The sequence below is a fragment of the Pseudomonas syringae group sp. J248-6 genome (assembly GCF_032586995.1).
Classification (GTDB): domain Bacteria; phylum Pseudomonadota; class Gammaproteobacteria; order Pseudomonadales; family Pseudomonadaceae; genus Aquipseudomonas; species Aquipseudomonas amygdali.
On record NZ_JAWHOP010000001.1, the window covers coordinates 413,527 to 431,755 of the forward strand.

The 18,229-nt window shown below is 58.5% G+C and carries 17 protein-coding genes and 1 pseudogene; 14 read left to right on the forward strand and 4 right to left on the reverse strand.

Annotated features, from left to right (window positions below; translation table 11 throughout):
• Positions 1 to 54 precede the first annotated feature (54 nt).
• Positions 55 to 480 carry a VOC family protein gene (locus RYC17_RS01300; RefSeq protein ID WP_024660034.1) on the reverse strand — a complete coding sequence of 142 codons (426 nt, stop codon included), beginning with the start codon at positions 478 to 480 and terminating at the stop codon, positions 55 to 57.
• Positions 481 to 727: 247 nt separating this feature from the next.
• Here RYC17_RS01300 and RYC17_RS01305 point away from each other — a divergent pair, with 247 nt between their 5' ends.
• From RYC17_RS01305 to RYC17_RS01320, 4 genes are all read left to right on the forward strand, one after another.
• Complete coding sequence (locus tag RYC17_RS01305; RefSeq protein ID WP_058408132.1) at positions 728 to 1,309, forward strand: TetR/AcrR family transcriptional regulator; 582 nt, start codon at positions 728 to 730, stop codon at positions 1,307 to 1,309.
• Positions 1,310 to 1,363: 54 nt separating this feature from the next.
• Positions 1,364 to 2,467 carry an alkene reductase gene (locus tag RYC17_RS01310; RefSeq protein WP_122260019.1) on the forward strand — a complete coding sequence of 368 codons (1,104 nt, stop codon included), beginning with the start codon at positions 1,364 to 1,366 and terminating at the stop codon, positions 2,465 to 2,467.
• 47 nt (positions 2,468 to 2,514) lie between these two features.
• Positions 2,515 to 2,901, forward strand: coding sequence for a nuclear transport factor 2 family protein (locus RYC17_RS01315; RefSeq protein WP_058402302.1), 387 nt, complete (start codon positions 2,515 to 2,517; stop codon positions 2,899 to 2,901).
• A 61-nt stretch (positions 2,902 to 2,962) separates the two neighbouring features.
• Positions 2,963 to 3,619, forward strand: a complete 657-nt coding sequence (locus RYC17_RS01320) for an NAD(P)H-binding protein (protein ID WP_122260020.1) — start codon at positions 2,963 to 2,965, stop codon at positions 3,617 to 3,619.
• Positions 3,620 to 3,635: 16 nt separating this feature from the next.
• On the opposite strand, the gene RYC17_RS01325 is transcribed toward RYC17_RS01320, so the two are convergent.
• The gene (locus RYC17_RS01325) at positions 3,636 to 4,733 is read right to left on the reverse strand and encodes an NADH:flavin oxidoreductase (protein WP_122260021.1); all 1,098 of its coding nucleotides are present in this window, start codon (positions 4,731 to 4,733) and stop codon (positions 3,636 to 3,638) included.
• Between the two features lie 138 nt (positions 4,734 to 4,871).
• On the opposite strand from RYC17_RS01325, the gene RYC17_RS01330 reads away from it, so the two are divergent.
• The 9 genes from RYC17_RS01330 (at position 4,872) to RYC17_RS01370 (ending at position 14,670) form a co-directional block, all read left to right on the forward strand.
• Positions 4,872 to 5,774, forward strand: a complete 903-nt coding sequence (locus tag RYC17_RS01330; RefSeq protein WP_122260022.1) for a LysR family transcriptional regulator — start codon at positions 4,872 to 4,874, stop codon at positions 5,772 to 5,774.
• 447 nt (positions 5,775 to 6,221) lie between these two features.
• Positions 6,222 to 7,853 carry an ABC transporter substrate-binding protein gene (locus RYC17_RS01335; protein ID WP_316902298.1) on the forward strand — a complete coding sequence of 544 codons (1,632 nt, stop codon included), beginning with the start codon at positions 6,222 to 6,224 and terminating at the stop codon, positions 7,851 to 7,853.
• Complete coding sequence (locus tag RYC17_RS01340; protein ID WP_316902300.1) at positions 7,850 to 8,800, forward strand: ABC transporter permease; 951 nt, start codon at positions 7,850 to 7,852, stop codon at positions 8,798 to 8,800. Before RYC17_RS01335 ends, RYC17_RS01340 begins: the two co-directional genes overlap by 4 nt.
• A gap of 4 nt (positions 8,801 to 8,804) precedes the next feature.
• Positions 8,805 to 9,737: an ABC transporter permease gene (locus RYC17_RS01345; protein WP_316902302.1), complete on the forward strand. Its 933-nt coding sequence runs from the start codon at positions 8,805 to 8,807 to the stop codon at positions 9,735 to 9,737.
• Entirely contained in the window at positions 9,734 to 11,377 is a 1,644-nt protein-coding gene (locus RYC17_RS01350; RefSeq protein WP_316902303.1) for an ABC transporter ATP-binding protein, read from the forward strand. The genes RYC17_RS01345 and RYC17_RS01350 overlap by 4 nt, the downstream gene beginning before the upstream one ends.
• A gap of 241 nt (positions 11,378 to 11,618) precedes the next feature.
• A complete protein-coding gene (gene ehuB / locus RYC17_RS01355; protein WP_058408140.1) occupies positions 11,619 to 12,491 on the forward strand; it encodes an ectoine/hydroxyectoine ABC transporter substrate-binding protein EhuB in 873 nt (290 codons plus the stop codon).
• Between the two features lie 57 nt (positions 12,492 to 12,548).
• Entirely contained in the window at positions 12,549 to 13,226 is a 678-nt protein-coding gene (gene ehuC, locus RYC17_RS01360) for an ectoine/hydroxyectoine ABC transporter permease subunit EhuC (protein ID WP_058408141.1), read from the forward strand.
• 3 nt (positions 13,227 to 13,229) lie between these two features.
• Positions 13,230 to 13,880 carry an ectoine/hydroxyectoine ABC transporter permease subunit EhuD gene (ehuD, locus tag RYC17_RS01365; RefSeq protein ID WP_004664960.1) on the forward strand — a complete coding sequence of 217 codons (651 nt, stop codon included), beginning with the start codon at positions 13,230 to 13,232 and terminating at the stop codon, positions 13,878 to 13,880.
• The gene (locus RYC17_RS01370; RefSeq protein WP_058408142.1) at positions 13,873 to 14,670 is read left to right on the forward strand and encodes an amino acid ABC transporter ATP-binding protein; all 798 of its coding nucleotides are present in this window, start codon (positions 13,873 to 13,875) and stop codon (positions 14,668 to 14,670) included. The genes ehuD and RYC17_RS01370 overlap by 8 nt, the downstream gene beginning before the upstream one ends.
• Before the next feature lie 67 nt (positions 14,671 to 14,737).
• Here the strand turns inward: RYC17_RS01370 and RYC17_RS26835 are convergent, their stop codons facing one another.
• On the reverse strand, positions 14,738 to 15,610 hold the full coding sequence (locus RYC17_RS26835) for a methyl-accepting chemotaxis protein (RefSeq protein ID WP_404944469.1): 873 nt from the start codon (positions 15,608 to 15,610) through the stop codon (positions 14,738 to 14,740).
• A gap of 33 nt (positions 15,611 to 15,643) precedes the next feature.
• Positions 15,644 to 16,666: pseudogene (locus tag RYC17_RS26840) on the reverse strand (methyl-accepting chemotaxis protein); the annotation flags it as partial.
• A gap of 315 nt (positions 16,667 to 16,981) precedes the next feature.
• On the opposite strand from RYC17_RS26840, the gene mexE reads away from it, so the two are divergent.
• Positions 16,982 to 18,223, forward strand: coding sequence for a multidrug efflux RND transporter periplasmic adaptor subunit MexE (mexE, locus tag RYC17_RS01380; protein WP_002553305.1), 1,242 nt, complete (start codon positions 16,982 to 16,984; stop codon positions 18,221 to 18,223).
• Positions 18,224 to 18,229: the final 6 nt, after the last annotated feature.

Here is an 18,229-nt window from a genome sequence, read left to right on the forward strand (position 1 = left end):
GACTTGCTGATCACTCAAGAGGGTCTGGCACAATGTTGCGCGCCAGGCCTTTTATCATTTTGCGAAGAGCTGGCTCATGTCTTTGAAGGCCTTGAACTCAAGGGCATTACCACAGGGATCGAACAGGAACATGGTCGCCTGTTCACCGACCTGGCCTTTGAATCGAATGTAGGGTTCGATGACGAACTCGGTGCCGAAGGATTTCAAGCGTTCCGCCAGGGCCTCCCACTGGGCCCATTCCAGAATGATGCCGAAGTGCGGGACCGGTACGTCATGACCGTCCACCGGGTTGCTGTGAACACTCTCTTGAGAAGCGGTTTTCGGGTGCTCGTGAATCACTAACTGGTGGCCGTAGAAGTCGAAATCGACCCACTGGGCGCTGGAGCGTCCTTCGGAAAGACCGAACACTTCGCCGTAAAAGGTACGTGTCGCGGCCAGATCGTAAACAGGGATTGCAAGATGGAAAGGAGAAAGACTCATCAGGACTCCGATTACAGCTCTTATTGGCTTATGAGGTCGGACGGTACGATCCCTGCCCGACGGCTTTTTCAAGGTAGCTTCATGCTAAAGCGACGCTAACCTAAAATAAATCAATATAAATTTTTCATAAGCACAAATTATTTTTGTTTATGAGCTGCGCTATTGCCACCGATTGCGGTTTTTCCATGCAGTAAATTTCGATTTTTTGTAGACGACTGGTCTATTTCAATTTAGGATGCTCGACATTATGAAGAAACCAGCCCAAGACATGCGACAGCACATCATCAATGTGGCCAGATCGCTCATGACGAACAAAGGCTATACCGCCGTCGGCCTCGCTGAGGTTTTAAGCACGGCCGGTGTACCCAAGGGTTCGTTCTATTACTATTTCAAATCGAAAGAAGAATTCGGTCAGGCACTGCTGGAAGAGTATTTTTCCGAATACCTGGGCCGAATCGATGCACTTATGGCGCGTCCCGGCAGCGGAGCCGAGCGGCTGCTGGCCTACTTTAATTACTGGGCAGAAACCCAAGGCACCGAACTTCCCGAAGGCAAGTGCCTGGTCGTCAAGCTGGGAGCGGAAGTTTGCGACTTGTCCGAGGACATGCGTGGCGTGCTCGAAGTCGGTACAGCCAGAATTATCAAACGTATTACTGCTTGCGTAGACATGGGTGCGGCCGATGGCAGCATTCATCCCGAGGGAGACCATGAAGGCTTCGCGCAATCCCTCTACCAACTCTGGCTTGGTGCTTCCCTTCTGGTGAAGGTGAACAAGTCCACAGAGTCTTTCGATAAAGCACTGACCATGACCAAGCGCCTGCTGCGTTAGCACGCGTTTTTTTAATTTTTTAGTAGACGACCGGTCCACTAACAGAGGTAATTGATGAACGACTCACGCACTACCACCGACCTTTTCTCACCCATGCAGATGGGCTCGATCAAGCTGGCCAACCGTATTGTCATGGCCCCCGTCACTCGCAGTCGCTACGACGAGGACGGCGTTCCCGATCAATTACACGCAACCTACTACGCACAGCGCGCTACAGCAGGGTTGATTGTGAGCGAAGCGACAAACATTTCCGCTCAAGGTCGAGGCTATGCCGCAACGCCTGGCATCTGGAGCGAAGAGCAAGTGGCGGGCTGGAGGAAAGTCACAGATGCGGTACACGCCGCTGGAGGCAGGATCGTCAGCCAGCTTTGGCACGTAGGTCGTTTCTCCAGTGTCGACCTGCAACCCAATGGTGAGGCACCGGTCGCTCCCTCCGCCATCAAGGCCGAGGGCAATACCTACACCGTCGACGGGTTCGTAGCGGTGTCCATGCCGCGCGCGCTTGAAACTGACGAAATCCCCGGGATCATCGAGCAATACAAACACGCGGCAGAAAACGCCAAGCGTGCCGGGTTCGATGGCGTTGAAGTCCACTCGGCGAACAGCTACCTGCTGGACCAGTTTCTGCGCGACTCCACCAATCAGCGAACCGATCAGTACGGCGGCTCGATAGAAAACCGCGCCCGCCTGACGCTTGAAGTAACCAGGGCCATCGTGGATATCTGGGGCAGTGAGCGCGTAGGTATTCGCCTGTCGCCGGTGACGCCGGATGCCGGTAACACCGCCCCTGACAGCAACGTCATGGGCCTTCATGGTTATCTCATCCAGCAACTGAACACACTCAATCTCGCCTACCTGCACTTTGTCGAAGGCGCCACTGCCACGTCCCGTGAAGTGCCTGAAGGTGTCGACATGGACGCGCTAAGTGCCCAGTTCAATGGCCCGTTCATTGGCAACAATAACTATGACCTGAAGATGGCGGTAGAGCGACGCGCACAAGGCAAGATCGACGCAGTGGCTTTCGGCCGCTTGTTTATCTCCAACCCCGATCTCGTTGCGCGTCTGCGCCATGGTGCCGAACTGACCATTGCCCCGCGTGACTCTTACTACGGTGGTGGTGCCAAGGGCTATACGGACTGGCCACCGGGTAACTATTGAAACCACAGCAGCACCAGAATCAGTTTGTTTTAAACCAGGAGCCCCCCATGAGCAAAAACATCAAAACAGTCCCGACCAACGACTACAACGCAGTTATCGCAACGGCCAGCAAGTACGTAGACGGCTTGCGCACAGGCAGCGTTGCCGCTATCGCAGAAGCTTTTCACAAGGACGCTGTGATGTATGGCTTCACCAATGGTCAACTACTGGGCGGACCGATCAGCAACCTGTACACATTCGTCGAAAGCAACGGTACCGCTCCAGACATCACAACGCGTCTGGATGTCCTTGCCATCACGCCAACCACGGCAGTGGTGCGGATTGATATGGAAAAGGACGCTATCGGTGCGGACTACAATGACTACCTGACTCTGATAAAAATCGACGGCAGTTGGAAAGTGATTGCCAAGGTTTACCATCAGTTCGAAGGTTAACCCGGCTGAAATGCGCCGACGCTACTCAGCAGCGGCGCACGACTCACCAGAGGAAGATCTCATGTCAAAAATTTTCGTCATCGGCGCCGCCGGAAAGATCGGCCGACGCCTTGTAAAAAACCTTGCCGACAACGGTCACGAAGTGCTCGCACTGCACCGCAAGGAAGAGCAGTCAGCGGCCATAAAAGACACCGGCGCCCTGCCCTTGCTAGGCAACCTCAGCGAGCTGGATGCGTCTCGACTGGCCGGTTTGATGGCAGGCAGCGATGTGGTGGTTTTCACTGCCGGGGCTGGCGGCGCGGGCATCGAGCTGACCAATGCCATCGATGGCAAGGGCCTGGAAACCGCCGTGGCAGCCGCGTTGCTTGCCAAGGCAAATCGCTTCCTGCTGGTGTCGGCATTTCCTGAAGCTGCGCGCGGCACAGACACTTCAGCCGGTTTCGAGAATTACATGCGGGTTAAAAAACAAGCCGATGTGTATCTGGCATCTTCAGAACTGGACTGGGTGATTCTCAGACCGGGCACCCTGGTCGACAGCCAGGGCAGCGGTAAGGTCAGCGCAGGCCTGGCCATTGCGTATGGCGAAATACCACGCGACGACGTAGCCGCCGTCCTGGCTGCTCTGGTCGAACGACCCGGGATATCCCGGCAGATCATCGAACTGACCCAGGGCGCAACGCCTATCGACTTGGCATTAAGCACGCTGAGCAAGCGCTGATACTCATCAGAAGCAATCAGACCAGTTCGCTGTCCTTGATGTTGGCAATCGGCCCGAGGATGGCCGGATCAAAGTCGCGGGCTGCTCGGCCTTCGAGCTGCAGCCGCGGCAGGTCCGGGTTTGCCAGGGCGCCCTTGCCCACGGCGATGATGTCTGCACCCTCGCGCAGCACCTGCTCGGCTTTTTCCGGGTCGTGCAGGCCGCCATTGGCGATCAGCGCAACATCGGGCGCGTAGCGACGGGCCAGTTTGACCAGACTGGCGTCACCCTGGGCAAAAGCAGGTTGCCATGCTTCGTGTTCCGTCACATGAATGTAATCGACTCCGGCATCTGCCAGCGTATCGAAAATGATCTCGGCATCGCGCTCGCCTCCCGCCCATTTATGTTGGAAGTCGTTGACCTTGCCCTGTGAAAGGCGCACACCGACCGGTGCCTGCCCGGCCATTTTTTTCACTTCGGCAATGACATCGAGCGTCAGGCGCAGGCGCTGCTGAACATCACCTCCCCATCGATCGGTACGCTGATTGCTGTAGTCGGTCAGAAACTGGTCCAGCAAATAACCATTTGCGCCGTGAATCTCGACACCGTCAAAGCCCGCAGTGCCCAAAGCCAGCTGCGTGGCACGGGCGAACCCGTCGATGGCCTCGGCGATATCCTTGTCGCTCATGGCTCGCGGAATCCGGTAGCTGCCCGCGCCGTAATAGAACGCCATCTGCTCGCCCTTGGGACGAATGGCCGAAGGGCCAGCCGACTCGTTGACGAAACGATTGGCCTGGCTGAGTGCCCCCGCGTGCATGATCTGCGCAATCATCGCACTGCCATGGCGATGAACGGCATCGGTGGCAGCACGCCATGCCTGAGCCTGCTCGTCATCGGTGAGCCCGGGCTGGAAGCGGTAGCCTTGGGAAGAACTGCGATCTGTATAGCTGCCCTCGGTGATGATCAGGCCAAAACCACCCTTGGCGAACCGCTCGTAATAGCGCGTCATGTTCTGCGTTGCATTGCCCTGCTCGTCCGCGCTCACGCGTGTCATGGGTGCTACCGCAAACCTGTTCTTCAGTTTCAGATGACCCATGTCGAACGGGGCTGTAACGTGTTTGTTTATCTCGCTCATACTTCAAACCCTCACTGTGCAGATCGCCTGCGAATTGCCCGCAGCAGCTGACATAACCTGCATGACGGTAAGTGCTGTGGCAGCCCATTGGAACCCAGCCGTTCAGATAAGGCGCTTTAACGGAAATGGATAGAACCTGTGCAAATTTCTGACATAGAGGTATTTGCGGCCATTGCATCCAGCAGGAGCCTGTCCGAAGCGGCCCGTCGACTCGGGTTATCTCCCATGGCGGTTTCCAGACGTTTGGCAGCGCTGGAAAACGACCTGAGCGTGAGGCTGGTTCACCGTACAACCCGCTCGGTATCGCTGACGGCGGAAGGCGAAGTTTTTCTGCCTCATGCCAAAACCATGCTGGAAGCAAGCGAGACCGCTCGCACCACGCTGAAGGCTGATGCAGGCTCTGCCAACGGCGTTTTGCGGGTCACGGCACCGAGTGTGTTTGGTCAGACAGTCATCATGCCGCTGCTGCCCGCATTGATGCTGGAAAACCCGGCACTGAGTATCGACCTGACGCTGTCGGACAGCATTGTCGACATCGCCGGACTGGGAATCGATGTCGCCATCCGGATTGCCACGATACGCGACTCGGCTCTGGTGGCCAGGTCGCTGGCGCCCAACCCACGGGTGGTGTGTGCAAGCCCAGACTACCTGGCGAGGCACGGCAAACCAGCGCTACTCGACGAACTCAGACACCACCCGTGCATTGCCTTGCACGCAATGCCCTGGTGGTCGTTCACAAAAAACGGCGAGCCCATCACCATTCGCGCTCAGGGCCCCTTCTCTGCCAACAGCGTCGAGGCCGTGCGCACGGCATGTAAACAAGGTATGGGACTGGCCATGCTGACCTATTGGGATGTCCGACAGGAAATCAACGAAGGCAGCCTTCAGCAGGTGGACTTCGAAGATGCCATGCCCGAACAGCTGTCTGTCACGGCAGTGCTGCCAACACGCCAGCGCGTTCCCCACAGGGTGCGCCTGTTCATTGACCGCCTTGAAGCAGAGCTCAAGAGCAAGGCAGGCGCGGCGGGAGCCACCTTGTAAACGAACGAACCGGCATCAAGCCGGTTCGCAAACCATCCACTGCAATCAGACCTGCCTGGGCTGCGTGATGAGGATACTCAGCGACAATTCCGCTGCTGGATTCGCCTGCGCGCCCTGATGCTGCGGGCTGACTCACCCGTAAAATCAGCAATGGGTGGCAATCAGGAAAGAACAGGTTCCACCCCGCTTCTCCCTGGAATCGCTGCGAACCTACACCGCAGACATTAGCCAAGCACCACAAAATACCTATAAAGCATAATAAATTATCAAATAAATCATAAAAACCTATATTAGCTTAGAAGAAAAAATACTTTTACAGCCTCTTTCCATAAGCATACGGTCTTAAAACCAGCCGGATCGCTGCGCTCGACTTGAAGAGGACTTTTCCATGCATCGCACTCAACCCTCGACTTTCACCCACGGATTCGTATATCGGAGGACAGCGCGATGACCGTGCGCCCTCTTCTTGCACGCCTGTTATTCGTCGCCATTACTGCCCTCACCCTGCTCGGCTGCTCGCCCTCTGGTCAGGAAGGCCAGGCAAGCAAGACGCTCAAAGTCGCTTTCTTCAGAGACAACACCACGCTGGTCAGCCTTGATCCGTTCCAGGTGTACTGGCTCGAGCACCGCGTGGTGCTGCGTAATGTCGCCGAGTCGCTGACCGATCAGAACCCACAGACCGGCACTATCATTCCCTGGCTGGCAGAGCGCTGGGACGTCAGTGAAAACGCGCTGGAGTACACCTTCCACTTGCGCAAGGATGTGACGTTCAGCAATGGCACGCGCTTCGACGCACAGGCCGTAAAAACCGCCTACGACAGCAATAAAGCGTTTGCCGCGCAATTACCTGCAACCTTTGGCGCGACCTACCTGAAGGGTTATGACCACGCCGAAGTCGTGGACGATTTCACTGTAAAACTGGTGCTGGCCACGCCAAATGCGGGCTTTCTGCAAGCCACCTCCACCACCAACCTTGCCATTCTCGCCCCGGAGTCCTACACACTCAGCGTCAAGCAACGCTCGCTGGGTGCAATCATTGGCACCGGGCCATTCGTGCTGGAGCGCTACACGCCTGAAAGCGGTTTGCGCCTGATCAAACGCAAGGGCTATGCCTGGCCATCGGCCAATGCGCAGAACAGGGGTGAGGCGCATCTGGATGCGGTCGAAGTCAGTTACGTTCCGGAAGAGAGCGTGCGCAATGGCCAGTTCGTTCAAGGCCAGGTCGACATCCTCTGGCCACGCAACCCGTTTTCCGAAGTGGACCTGAACCTGTTCAAATCCAGGGGCGCGACCATCCAGAGCCGCTCGCTGCCAGGGCCGGCCCTGAACATGTACCCCAACACGCGCGGCAATCGCATCCTCGCTGACCGCAATGTGCGTCTGGCCCTGCAAAAGGCCATCGACCGCAAGACCTACGCCGCCACTGTCTACAACCCGCAATTTCCGGTGGTGTCGGGTATCTACGACGTCACCACGCCGTTTTACAAAAATCAATCCGACAGACTGGCCTATGATCCTCAGGGTGCAGAGCGCTTGCTCGACGAAGCTGGCTGGCAGAAGAACGCCGACGGCTATCGGTACAAGGACGGCAAACGACTGAAGCTGGCCTACAACCTGTCCCCCGCTGAAACCGCTGGTGATGTGCTGATTCAGGATCAGCTGCGCAAGGTGGGTATCGAGCTCAAGCTCAACGTGGTTACTACCGCCGAATGGGCAGCTGCCAATGCGGCAGGCAATTATGACCTGACGTCCACCTACATGACCCGCGCCGACCCGATCATCCTGCAGACCATCATCGACCCGCGCAGCGCCAACAGCTCGACATTGGCGACCAATCTTTACGCACCGCAAACACTGGCCAAAGCCCTGGAACTGTTTGACGCCGGGCTGACCGCCACGCGCAGCGAACAACGCGCAAAAGCCTATGGCGACCTGCAGGACCTGCTGATCGATGAAGGTTCGGCATTCCCGGTCTACGAGCGGGTCTGGCAAGCCGCCACGGCGAAAAACGTGCGTAACTTCCACTGGACGGCGGAAGGCTTTGCGCTGTTCAACGACATCGAGATCGTCACGCCATGAGCCGTTATATCCTCAGCCGGATCGCCCAGGCGCTGCTGGTACTCTGGGGTGCCTACAGCATCACCTATTTCATTCTGTATCTGCTGCCCGGCGATACCCTGTCGATCATGCTCAGCGCCTCAGGTGTCGAAATCGACTCCCTGTCCGCGCAGGACCTGGCTCAAGCCAAGCTCTATTACGGGCTGGACAGAGGCGTCTTCGAGCAATATCTCGACCTGCTGTGGGGCGCTGTTCAGGGTGACTTCGGCAATTCGCTGACACTCAATCGTCCGGTTTCGGAACTGCTGGTCGAACGTTTGCCGCAAACCCTGAGCCTGGCGGGGATGGCCATTGTTCTGTCGCTCATAGGTGGCGTCGGGCTGGCTTATCTCACCGCCTACGTGCGCTGGCAGCCGTTGAAGGTCGCCTTGTCCCGGCTGCCGTCGCTTGGTTTTTCAGTGCCGGTGTTCTGGATGGGCCTGTTGTTCATTCAGCTGTTCGCATTCAGCCTTGGCTGGTTTCCAGCGACCGGCAATCAGGGCTTTTCCAGCCTGATATTGCCCGCTGTCACACTGGCGATCCCCAGCGCTGCAGTGTACGCGCAGGTTTTGCAACGCGGCTTTCAGGGCGTCTGGAAAGAGCCCTACATCATTACCGCCTACGCCAAGGGCCTGACGCGCGCCCAGGTCCAGGCACGCCATGCGTTCAAGAACGCTGCTTTACCGCTGTTGACGCTGATCGGTCTGCAAGTGGGCAACACAGTGTCCGGTGCCGTGCTGGTGGAAACCATTTTCGCTCGCGCCGGGGTCGGTCGTCTTGCCCAGGAGGCCGTGCTGCGCCAGGACATTCCGGTGGTGCTGGCCATCGTTGCAGTCTCGGCAGCGGCTTTCGTCGTGGTCAATCTGATCGTTGATCTGTTGTACCCCGCGCTGGATCCGCGCATCGCCCACACGCCAAAGGTCTCCTGACGCCATGACTATCTTCGACAACCGCCTTGCGCGCCTGACCCGCCTTGTTGATTCCGCTCAAAACCTTCCCGGCAAAAACGCACCTGCCGCGCAGTGGCGGCGACGCAGCAGCCTGAGTCGCGCCGTGGAGGCCGCGAGGCCCCTGCTGCGCCGCCCGGGGTTTATGCTCGCTGTGGCAATGGTCGCTTTTGCATTACTGGCCGCGCTGGCACCCAACCTGCTGAGCAGCTACGCACCTTACGCCACCTCGCCCAGCGACAAACTCACCGCGCCAAATGCAGCGCACTGGTTCGGTACCGACGAACTGGGCCGTGATCTCTACACCCGCGTGGTACACGGGTCGAGCCTGTCGGTACAGGCCGCATTGCTGGCGGTGGGCATCGCCATGGCCGGAGGCCTGAGCCTGGGGGTGATTTCCGGTTTTGCAGGCGGGCGCATAGATGCGGTGATCATGCGCCTGATCGATGTATTGCTGGCCCTGCCCGGCCTGTTACTGGCGCTGGCGATTGTCACCGCCATCGGTTTCGGCACCATTCCGGTGGCCATCGCGGTGGGTGTAGGGATCATTCCCGGCTTCGCCCGCACAACCCGCGCCGAAGTGCTACGCGTCAAGACCCTGCCTTACGTCGAAGCGGCGCGTCTGGGCGGTGCCAGCTGGACCCGAACCCTGCTGCGCCACATTCTGCCTAACGCCTGGGGCCCAGTGGCAGTGCTTGCCACACTGGATTTCGGTGCAGCGATTCTGGCGACCGCGGGGCTGAGCTTCCTCGGCTTCGGTGCCGAACCACCGGCTGCCGAATGGGGCACGCTGATCGCCAACGGTCGTCACTTCCTGATGACCGCACCCTGGGTGTCGCTGCTGCCGGGTCTGTTCGTGGTTGGCGTAGTGTTCAGCTTCAATCACATCGCCCGCACTCTGGAAGAGACTCAACGATGACCGATACCGCTCACCTGATCGACATTCGTCATCTGAGTGTCGCCTACCGTTTCGACGGCCAGACCACCCAGGCCGTACGCGGCGTCTCGTTTCAGGTGGCCAGGGGTGAAACCGTGGCCATTGTCGGAGAATCCGGGTCCGGCAAGTCGACCCTGGCCAACGCCATACTCGGCCTTTTGCCAGACAACGCGACCGTCACCGGCGGCGAGCTGCACGTCGATGGTCACGACCTGAGCCACGCCTGCGAGCGAGAAAAACGTCGGGTTCGCGGCAGCGTGATCGGTCTGGTCCCGCAAGACCCGATGGTCGGCCTCAACCCTACCCTGCGCATCGGCCGGCAAATTGCCGAAGCATTGATTCAAGCCCACGGCCGGCGTTACCCGGCAGTGGATGCCGATGTGCTGGAATTACTGCAGCAGGTCGGTCTGGACAAGCCGGTATTGCGCGCCCGCCAGTATCCGCACGAACTGTCCGGTGGCATGCGCCAGCGCGTGCTGATCGCCATTGCATTGGCGGGCAATCCGCGCCTGATCATCGCCGATGAGCCCAGCAGCGCTCTGGACGTGACAGTGCAACGCAAGATCCTCGATCACCTGCAACGTCTGGTGGCCGAACGTGGCATTTCCCTGCTGATCATTACCCACGATCTTGGCGTGGCTGCCGATCGTGCTGACCGTGTGCTGGTAATGAACAAGGGCGAGCTGGTCGAACAAGGCCCGCCGCAACAGATACTCATCACACCGCGCCATACCTACACACGCGCACTGATCGCGGCAGCACCGGCTTTCGGCCAGCGCAAGAGCCCGGCAACAGTGCGCCCGGTCGCGAGCAGCGACACACCTCTGCTGACCCTGAGCAACATCGGAAAGACCTATCGTCTGCCCTACGTTAAAGGTGAAGACGCAGACTTTCAGGCATTGCATGACGTTAACTTCAAGGTGTATCCCGGCCAGACCCTGGCCATCGTTGGCGAGTCCGGCTCTGGCAAAAGTACTGCACTGCGCATTGCGCTGGGCCTGGAAAAACCCACGCACGGGCGAGTTTTGCTGGACGGCCAGGATGTCACCGACCTGGGCTGGCGCGAGTTCAGACCACTGCGGCGGCGTATCCAGTTAGTGCAACAAAACCCGTTCGCGGCACTTGATCCGCGCTTCACGCTATTCGAGAGCATCGTCGAGCCACTGGTCTCGTTTGGCCTGCTCAAAGGCCGCGAACTGGAGCAGGCCGCGCGCCAGTTGATTGAGCGAGTGCACTTGCCCGTGGCGTATCTGGACCGGCTGCCCCGCGAGCTTTCCGGTGGCCAGCGTCAGCGCGTAGCAATTGCCAGAGCGCTGGCCCTGCAACCGGATCTGCTGCTGCTCGATGAGCCGGTTTCGGCACTGGACGTGTCGGTGCAGGCGCAGATTCTCGACTTGCTGGTCGAACTGCAATCCGAATCCGGCATCGCCTACGTGCTGGTTTCCCACGACCTGGCAGTCGTCGCCAGCGTTGCCCACCAGGTACTGGTGCTCAAGCATGGCAAGACCGTCGAGCAGGGTCTGGCCGAGGATGTTTTTGCCAGACCTGAAGCGGCTTACACCCAGGAATTGATTGCTGCGATACCTGGCCGGCGTCTGGAGTTACAAACAGGGATGCACTGACAAATACCTGGGCTTACATCAATTGGTCGCACGACGTTTGAAACCCATAGCCTCGGCGACTGCGTATATGCATATTCCTTATCGATATTTAAATTATCTTTTTAATAGCTATAGAGTTTCGCCCTATGCACCAAACGTTGCCGAAGCAGGATGCAGGCAAGACCAGGCTACCTTGCGCACATGACTCGCATGTTCAGGCCGCATCAGCAAGAAGCCCTATCCCCTACTTCGAGCACCCGCAATGAAAGGCATCAACCCCCTGTCGTTCCCAGCCCTGATGGGTTCAGCGCTGTTGCTGAATGCCGTTATTTCGTTTCCCGCCCTGGCCGGACTGCTGGAAAAAGGCCGCACTGACGGCCTGACCGCTGGCATCGCCAACGAACAGCCCTATGCCTACATCGGCACCGATGGCAAAGCGACCGGGGCCAACGTCGAGATACTGCGTGCAATCCTTGAACCGCTGGGCATCAAGCAGATCGAGACGCCCATCACTGACTTCGGTTCGCTGGTGCCGGGTCTGGCAGCAGGTCGTTTCGACTTGATCGGTGCAGGCCTGTTCATCAATCCGAATCGCTGCAAGGTCATCGCGTTCTCCAACCCGGTGACGCGATCCGGCGGTGCGTTCATTGTCAAAACCGGCAACCCGCTGAACCTGCACAGCCTCAAGGACGTCGCCAGCAACGCCAAGGTGCGCCTGGCCACGCAACCTGGCAGCAATCAGGTTCAGGAAGCCAAAGACAGCGGTATCGCCAACGGCAACGTGGTGTTGTTCGACAAGGACACCGAGGCATTGGCCGCCTTGCAGGCGGGTCGCGTGGACGTGGTGTATTTCCCGGATGCCGAAGTCATCAGTCTGATCAAGAAATCCAACAGTCCGGACATCGAGCGCGCCTTGCCTTTCGAGCAGATTCCGGACGCCAGTGGCAAACCGGGCTGGAATTACCACGCCTACGGCCTGCCAAAAAACGATCCGGCCTTCGAACAGGCTTTCAACGAACAACTGGCCAAACTCCGGGCGTCGGGCGAGCTGCTGAAAATCCTGCAGAAGTACGGCTACACCGAAAACGAACTGGCTGACCCGGCCATCACCGCAGCCCAACGCTGCAACCCATGATCTGCCCCGTCCCGCAAGGGCGCGCAGTAAACGGCCCTGACCCACACGAGTACGGCCATGCCTGTTGATGCTGCAACACTGGAAACCGCAGGTTTCATTGCCAGACAACTGGCCCACGGCGCTTGGATCACCCTGCAGATCACTGTGCTTGCCGAACTGCTGGTGCTGGTGCTCTCGTTTGTAATCGCCCTGATGCGCCTGTCGCCATTCAGGGCGTTACGCTGGTTCGCCATGGTGTATGTCGAGGTGCTGCGTGGCATCTCGGCATTGGTGCTGCTGTTTTACCTGTTCTTCATTCTGCCGCTGTTCGGCATCCGCCTGTCCCCCATGACCACTGGTGTGCTGGGGCTGGGCCTGACGTTTTCGGCGTATGGCGCGGAAATCATTCGCTCGGCACTGATCAACGTCAGCCAGGGCCAACGTGATGCCGTGCGTGCGCTGGACTTCGGGCCGATAAGCGCGTTTCGGCGAATCATTCTGCCGCAGGCCCTGCCGTTCATGATCCCGCCGATGGGTAATCAATTGGTCGAGCTGCTGAAAACCACGTCACTGGTCTCACTCATCACCCTCACCGACCTGACCTTTACCGGCAGTCAATTGATAACCACGCTGGGCCAGCAAACGCTGATCTGGAGCATCGTGCTGATCTGCTACTTCGTGATGGCCTGGCCGTTGAGCTGGCTGGTCAAGCGTTATGAGCAGCACGCCACCGCGTGGCGCACGGCCAGGGGATGAACGATGGAGTTTGATATAGCATTCGCCTGGTCGATTCTGCCGGAGCTGTTTCAGGGCTTGCTGGTGACCGTGCAGGTCGTGGTGCTGGGGTTCCTGCTCGCGGTTTTGCTCGGTCTGATCCTGGCCCTGACACTGCGCTCGCAGATAACCATCGTGCATCGCCTGAGCAAAGGCTACCTGAGCTTTTTCCGTAATACGCCGTTGATGGTCCAGTTGTATGTGCTGTTCTTCGCGCTGCCGCTGGCGGGCATCACCTTCCCGGCCATAACCACCGGTGTGATAGGTCTTGGCTGCTATTACGCGGCCTACATTGCCGAAGCGTATCGCGGTGCCATCGATGACATCCCTGCCGGGCAATGGGAAGCCGCACGCGCGCTGGACTTCAGCCGTGGCGACACCTGGCGGCGCATTATCCTGCCGCAGGCGTTGAAACCCATGCTGCCGGTGCTCGGCAATTACCTGATCGGCATGTTCAAGGAAACGCCGCTTCTGGCGGTGATTACCATCCCTGAACTGTTTCAGGCTGCCAAGCAGATCGCCGGCATGACCTATCGTTACAACGAACCGTACACAGTGATGGCGCTGATGTTTCTGGCGATCAGTGTGCCGACCTCGTTGCTGTTCAAATACCTGGAAAGGCGCAGCCATGTCTGATCTCGCACACACCGCAATCCTACCCGTCACCACTGCGCAGATACAGCTGAAACACGTGGTCAAGGACTTCGGCCGCAACCGGATCATCGACCGTCTGGACCTGAGCATTCCTCAAGGTCAGAAAGTCGCCTTGATCGGCCCCAGTGGCTCGGGTAAATCAACGGTATTGCGCCTCATCAAGGGGCTGGAAAACTATCAGCAAGGCAGCATAGAAGTCGCAGGCGAAGCAGTGCCCGCGCGCACATCCGGATGGCACTGGCCTGGCGCACGCAAGGCTCCGGTGGAACATCGGGTAGGCATGGTGTTCCAGCAGTTCAATCTGTTCCCACACCTCACCGTGCAGGAAAATGTCACCGAAGCACCACTACGGGTACTCAGACTGCCTCGCGAAGAGGCCCTTGAACGCGCGCATCAATACCTTGGGCTGGTCGGGCTCGCTCACAAGGCCGATGCCTACCCGAGCCAGCTTTCCGGTGGTCAGCAACAACGTGTAGCGATTGCCAGAGCGCTGGCCATGCGCCCGCAGGTCATGTTGTTCGATGAAGTCACCTCGGCGCTCGACCCGGAGCTGGTCGGCGAGGTGCTGTCAGTGATTCGCTCGATTGCCCACGAGTTTCAGATGACCATGTTACTGGTGACCCACGAGATGAAATTCGCTCAGGACATCGCTGACCGGGTGCTGTTCATGGAGGGAGGCCGCATCGTGGCAGACGGCACCCCGGGCGAAATTCTGCTGAATCCGCAAAACGAGCGAACCCGAAGGTTTTTGCAGTTGGTGGAGCAGCGCTGATTGCCAGCGCTGCTCTTTTTGCAGGGTGAGACTTTTGGGCCTCGCGACTTTTTGAAAGTGGCGGCAATCAGATCCGGAAGCGCGCAACCATGTCCTGCAGGTTGCTGCCCAGGCGCGCCAGTTCCACGGTAGACGCCGCGCTCTGCTCAGTGGCCGTGGCCGACTGATCGGCGATGTCCCGTACGCTGATGACACTGCGATTGATTTCGTCGGTGACGGCGCTCTGCTCTTCAGCGGCAGCAGAAATCTGTTGGCTCATCTGTTCGATGGTCCCAATCGAATGAGTGATTTCAAGCAGCGATTCTTCGGCCTGCCGCGCCAGCGCCACGGTGCCTTCGGTACGTTGACGGCTGGCATTCATCAGATCCGATGCCGCGCCGGTGCCATCCTGCAAGGACTTTATCAGCGCCTCGATTTCAGTCGTGGATGACTGTGTACGCTGAGCCAGCGAGCGCACCTCATCGGCCACCACGGCAAAGCCGCGCCCCTGCTCACCCGCACGTGCGGCTTCGATCGCCGCGTTGAGGGCCAACAGGTTGGTTTGTTCCGCGACCGCCTTGATCACATCAATGACACCGCCGATCTTGTCACTGTCCTGTATCAGGCGCTGCATGGCCTCGCCCAGTTGCCCCACTTCACCGGCAAGCTGGCTGATTTCACGCGTGGCGTGTTGCACCACGCTGCTGCCATGAGCAGCACGATCACTGGCTTGTCTGGCGGCCTGCGATGCATCTTCAGTGTTCTGCGCCACTTCCTGAACGGTAGACGCCATCTGGTTCATGGCGGTCGCCACCTGATCGACTTCCAGTTTCTGCTGAGTGACGCCCGCGCTGGTCTGTTCGCTGACGGCTGAAAGCTCCTCGGCCGCCGTGGCGATCTGTGTCACACCATTGCTGATACCGCCAATCAGGGTACGCAGCGATACGGTCATGTGTTGCATGGTGTTTTGCAGCAGGCCCAGCTCATCCTGGCGAGTGGTGCTGAGGTCATTGGTCAGATCGCCGTCGGCAATTCGACGCGCAGCGATCACCGTGGAATCGAGCGGACGAGTAATCTGACGGGTAATCAGGATCGCCGCGAAGATGCCCAGCAGCAATACGATCACCGCCACCATGAGCAACTGGGTGACCGCGCTGTCTTTTTCTTTATTGGCACTGACCACCTGGCCCGCCATCAGCTTTTCGGTACTTGTGACGATGTCCATTGACTGCTGGCGAAGGCTGTCGCGAATCTGATCGTTCTGTTGCATCAGCTGCGAGATGGAGACCATCAACGATTTGTACTGTTGCAGTGCCCTGAGCGCCTCATCCACTGCCGGGCCGGCCTTGTTCGGCAATTGGTTGCGCGCACTGCTCACCTTAGCGATCAGTGAGTCGGCAGCATCGAAGGTGATCTGCCTGTTTTCAGCGGTCGGGATACTGATATAACGGCGAAACACCAGGCGAAAACTGGTCATGCCATTGCGCAGGTCGCCGGCAATCTTTACCTGGTCGATACCGCTTTGATCCAGCGAGCGGGAAACGTCGTCGAAGGTCTTTTGCAGGAGTGTCTCGAAGCTTCCGCTCACCTGCTCGGAAATGGTGATCAACGGCTGCATGGCCTGATCAATTTGCCGATTATTATCGACCAACTGGCTGAACGTTTGTTTCAAGCCACCCACCTGATCGCGAATACCTCTGAGAATATCGGCATTGGCCGGAACAGTCAGAAGCTTCAGGCCGTCCTCGATGGTCTTGCCCAGGTTGTCCAAAGCGACCGTGTAGCCCTGCGAATTGCTCGCGTCAGGCTTGGCAGTATAGGCCTGCGCAGCGATCCTGAGGCTTAGCGCATCGGCCTTTACTTCAGAAACTTTGGCTGCCTTGCCCAGCCGCTCGATCAGCAGGTTGGTGCTGAGGTAGCCGATCGCGGTGACCGTCAGCACGCCCAGTAGTATCAGACCGAAGCCTATACTCAGCTTTTTGCTGACCTTCAAATTGTCCAGCCATGTCGACTTCATCAAACTTTTCCTCGGGATTTATCGTAATACTCAAGGATCGACTGTTCGCTGGACAACTTGATAGCGGCGGCGATTGCAAAGATTGATCGAAGAGATAGCAATATGACATGAGCTTTTTGGCTCGCCATAAGGGGAGCATTCTCAGCCCCGAATGCCTGGCCACCATCCACCTTGCGGGTCACCCGGAGGTAGGTTTTCGAAGACCTATGGGTACTCATCATTGCCAGTGATAGTAACCTTCGGTTTATTCGATTCGTTAATAACACCCTGTGCGCAACAGAATCCGCCCATTCTTTACTATCGGCGGAACTTCCCATGCATCAGACACTCAGCCATCTGCGCTACCCCCTCACCGCCCTCGCCCTTATCGTTATCAGTGCTTGCGGCCGGGCGCCGGAAGCCACCAGTGCGCCTGGCGCAGCCAAGGTCAGCGTGGCCAAGGTGCTGGAGCAGCCGATCAACGAATGGGATGAATTCACGGGTCGTCTTGAAGCACCGGAAACCGTCGAGGTTCGCCCAAGGGTATCTGGTCAGATCGATCAGGTAGCGTTCACCGACGGTTCGCTGGTCAAGAAAGGCGACCTGCTGTTCCAGATTGACCCGCGTCCGTTCCAGTCCGAAGTTCGTCGTCTTGAGGCACAACTGCAACAGGCCCGTGCCGTCGCACTGCGCAGTGACAATGAAGCCCAGCGCGGCGAGCGTCTGCGTACCAACAACGCGATTTCCGCCGAGCTGGCCGACTCGCGCACCACCTCGGCGCAGGAAGCCAAGGCCGGTGTCGCGGCCATTCAGGCGCAGCTGGATCTGGCTCGACTGAACCTCAGTTTTACCCGTGTTACCGCACCGATTACAGGTCGTGTCAGTCGCGCAGAAATCACTGCTGGCAACATTGTGACTGCAGATGTCACCGCGCTGACCAGCGTGGTCTCCACCGACAAGGTCTACGCCTACTTCGACGCTGACGAACGCGTGTTCCTCAAGTACACCGAGCTGGCCCGCAAAGGCCAGCGCGGCCAGACCACTCCGGTGTACCTGGGCCTGTCCAATGAAACCGGCAACCCGCACCTGGGCCAGATGAACTTTGTCGACAACCAGGTCAACCCCAGGACCGGCACCATTCGCGGTCGTGCGGTGTTCGATAACGCCGACGGGGATTTCACCCCCGGCCTGTATGCCCGTCTGAAACTGGTGGGCAGCGGCACTTACTCGGCGGTGCTGATCAATGACGAAGCGGTGGGTACCGACCTGGGCAAGAAGTTTGTGCTGGTCATGGACAAGGACAACAAACCTGCCTATCGGGCTGTCGAGCTGGGCCCGAAAATCGAAGGTCTGCGCATTGTGCGCAACGGTCTGGGCAAGGACGACACCATCGTCGTCAAAGGCTTGCAACGCGTGCGTCCCGGCCAGCCTGTGGACCCTGAGGTGACACCGATGGCCAGCGCCGACACCCTCGCAGCATTGCTCAAACAACGCCAGGCCCTCGAAGCCAGCAACCTGCCACAAGTGGCGCCCAAAGCGGCCGTCAAAATCGCCAGCGCCACTGCGCCGCGCGGCTAAGGGACT